At 47.9% G+C, this 3,223-nt stretch carries 5 protein-coding genes; all 5 read left to right on the top strand.

Annotated elements, in window-relative coordinates; genetic code table 11:
* The coding region (locus tag ACLQ6D_RS15485) for a hypothetical protein (RefSeq protein WP_411728213.1) at positions 1–571 on the top strand (571 nt) is incomplete at its 5' end.
* A 157-nt stretch (positions 572–728) separates the two neighbouring features.
* Positions 729–1,526 carry a DUF3313 family protein gene (locus tag ACLQ6D_RS15490; RefSeq protein ID WP_411728214.1) on the top strand — a complete coding sequence of 266 codons (798 nt, stop codon included), beginning with the start codon at positions 729–731 and terminating at the stop codon, positions 1,524–1,526.
* 194 nt (positions 1,527–1,720) lie between these two features.
* On the top strand, positions 1,721–2,101 hold the full coding sequence (locus ACLQ6D_RS15495; RefSeq protein ID WP_411728215.1) for an STAS/SEC14 domain-containing protein: 381 nt from the start codon (positions 1,721–1,723) through the stop codon (positions 2,099–2,101).
* A gap of 83 nt (positions 2,102–2,184) precedes the next feature.
* Positions 2,185–2,376 carry a hypothetical protein gene (locus ACLQ6D_RS15500; protein ID WP_411728216.1) on the top strand — a complete coding sequence of 64 codons (192 nt, stop codon included), beginning with the start codon at positions 2,185–2,187 and terminating at the stop codon, positions 2,374–2,376.
* A gap of 321 nt (positions 2,377–2,697) precedes the next feature.
* Positions 2,698–3,114 carry a hypothetical protein gene (locus tag ACLQ6D_RS15505; RefSeq protein ID WP_411728217.1) on the top strand — a complete coding sequence of 139 codons (417 nt, stop codon included), beginning with the start codon at positions 2,698–2,700 and terminating at the stop codon, positions 3,112–3,114.
* Positions 3,115–3,223: the final 109 nt, after the last annotated feature.

The raw sequence follows: 3,223 nt of genomic DNA on the forward strand, positions 1-3,223 counted from the left end.
TGACTGGAATCTTATTACGCGCACCATTATGCCCATTATCTATGAGGAATCGAGAGTGCCGGGCGGTAGAGATGCGAGTGGCCTGGGCGACATCACACAAAGCTTCTTTTTCTCGCCGAAACAACCCATCGGCGGCTGGATTATGGGCGGTGGACCCGCATTTCTTTATCCCAGCGCTACCGACAATACGCTAGGTGGACAAAAGTGGGGGGCAGGGCCTACGGCGATATTGTTGAAACAAGACGGCGGTTGGACTTACGGCGCATTGGCCAATCATATTTGGTCGTTCGCCGGAACGGAATCCCGTCAAGAAGTCGATGCGACGTTCCTGCAACCATTTCTATCCTACACCACGAAAACCCATACGACTTACTCGGTGAACACGGAGTCCACTTACGACTGGCAGAACAGCCAATGGACAGTGCCTCTCAATGTAGTAGTTGCTCAATTGCTTAAGTTTGATAAGCAACCTGTGCAATTTGCGCTCAGCGTGCGCTATTACCCTGAGAAGCCCAATGGTGGCCCCGAATGGGGACTGCGCTTCGTTGTAACGTTGCTGTTCCCAAAGTAACGTACTATATACTAGATATAAGGGAACCTCTAAAAACCCACAAACAGCTTTCAACTTAAGACAGGACAGCTTAAGATTTAGTCGTTCGTGGTGAGCTTGTCGAACCATGATCGGAATAGAAAACAATAAATCGATTTTTTAAACCTGGAGTAAACAATTGAAAATAGATAGTCAAAATATAAAAACGAATTCCGCTGAATTGGCATTTTTATTGCTTATCATGGGTTCACTGCTGTCAGGGTGCTCCGCAATTCAGTCGGAAAGTAATGATGTGAAGGCGATGGCAGTTGAGCCGGCGCCTAACGCCGGTTTTATTGAGCAACCTGATCGAGACAAAAAAATAGCGTACATACCGTTTCAGAGAGCCTGGATCAAACCCGGTTTCGACAAGAGCAATTATAAAGAAATAGTTGTCGCTCCCGTTAATACCCAGTACATGCTGAAAATGGATTGGCTTCATGACATGAGTTCAGCTAGTTGGTTTGGCGATGTCAAAAAGGATATTGACGAGCTTGCGGTGTACTTCCATGACCAGATAGTCAAGGAATTCGAGGATGATCCCAATCATCGCTTTCAAGTCATCGAGTCACCCGAACAACATAAGCAACCAGCGTTGCGTTTAGAAATCGCGCTGATCGAGATTGATCCATCAACACCTGTGTTACATGCGGCTGGCTGGGCAGTCATAGGCGGCGGCACCGCCGCTGGTGTTGTCAACCAACGTAGAGCCGCGTTCGAAGGCCGTTTGCGCGATTTGCAAACTGGCGAGGTAGTGGCAACTTTCGCTGATCGCAATATGCAGGATGTCGGCCCACTCGACCTAACTCGCCTGACCTGGTATGGCCCAGCCAAGGGCATTATGGATATGTGGTCGAAGCAGTTCGTGCAAATCGCCAACCGGAAACCGGGTGAGATGATAAGTGATCCTACTGCGTTTACACTGAGACCTTTTTAGCCCGTGTTGTTCAGGCAGGTTACGGTGCTTTCCAGATTAAGTCCAGATTAAGTCCTTCGACAAGGCTCTCCTGAGTTTATCGAAGGGCTCACCACGAACGGAATCAACTTGTTCAGGATTTCCTTAAAGAGTGTCCATGGGCAAAGGCATCTCCCGGCTATAGCAACACCATAACAAATAAAGGAGACCCAAATATGCCATATCAACTGATTAAAACGCTTGATAGTGAGAACTGGATCAGGCTCACCGGCAAACTAACCGTATTGGAATTTCAGGAGATTCTAGCACTGGCCAAGTTGAGCCTGGAACGGTTCGGCCAGTATCGGACATTGGTTGTATTGGAGGATTTTCAAGGCTGGAGCAGGGAACCCGGATGGGAGGATTCTTTTTTTCTAGTGGAGGACGAAAACTGGATTTCCAAGATTGCATTTGTTGGTGACGAAAAATGGAAAGATGAAGTCTTCATGTTTACCGGAAAACAAATGCGCAAAACCGCAATAGAGTTCTTTCCACAAGATCAACTTGCCCAAGCGAAAGCCTGGTTATCCGAAGAGTCCACAAACTATATTCCTTGATTAGGTAAACCATGTTAAGTAAAAATGCATAACTGATTTAAAAACCTGAATTAGAGAACTTGATTAGCAACTGAAGCCAAAAAGTGCGTCATACCCGCCGGGAAGCGGGTATCCAGTGCCATGGACGGCAAGCACTCCTAGCCATCCATGGAGCCTGGATTCCGGCGACCTCCATGGATGGAGGAAGTGCGGAAGAGCATAGGGAATCCTCTCCGCCAATCCCTGCCGGAATGACGGCTTTTAAAAACAGTTGCACGTTCTTACTTAGATCATAATTGAACTGCGACAAACGTATTTTGCCGCCGGATGGCCCCCATTCTGGGATTGGCTGGAGTTATTCCAGTTAATGCCGCAAACCCTCCGGGCCTGCAAGGACTGACCCACTAACTCGGAATCAAACAGCAGGAGCTTGCTAGCCTGGAACAGGGCGAAACTATATTCCTTTCATGTTATAAGTCATTTGAAAACTTGCGTAAGGCTCTCAAATAAACATAACTCGTTTTTGTGGCAAGAAATTCAGGAATGTGATAGAAACACGGATTGTGTGCATAAGAAACAAGTTATCGGCTTATTTATTCTTTAAGGAGAAACATCCCATGACAAATCCAGAAAAATTCACCCATATTTACGGGCAAGTGCAAACGCAGCATGGCATAAGACACTCGATCCAGCTTTCTGTAGCTGGGCTAGTGTTATCGCTGATTTTGAGTGCCTGTGCGACCGAGGCTGAGTTTTTCGCGCAGAATGCCCCAACAGCCCTAAAAACTGCACTAACCAGAGGGCAATTTGAACTGGACTGCCCACAGGCGACCGGTTCGGTACTTTCTCAGAAGGTCACCTACATTAATGGGTTGGGCATGGGAATAAGAGGGGGTGGGGGATATGAGTGGACGGAATACACCATCGGCGTCAGGGGCTGCGGCAAACAGGCGGTTTATGAAACCTTGTGCCGTGACCAGGATAATTGTAATGCCCTTGCGCAGACTGGGCGTATTCTGGAGGGTGGGCAATAACGAGACGCATTAAAAAATTGCGGGGTGTGGCAATGGACGCGTCGCTCCCTTTCATCGAATTCTTCCCATCCCGTTTCGCCAGACTAGCCGTGCTGGCGATCTTGGGAAT

The sequence above is a fragment of the Methyloglobulus sp. genome (assembly GCF_046714055.1).
Classification (GTDB): domain Bacteria; phylum Pseudomonadota; class Gammaproteobacteria; order Methylococcales; family Methylomonadaceae; genus Methyloglobulus.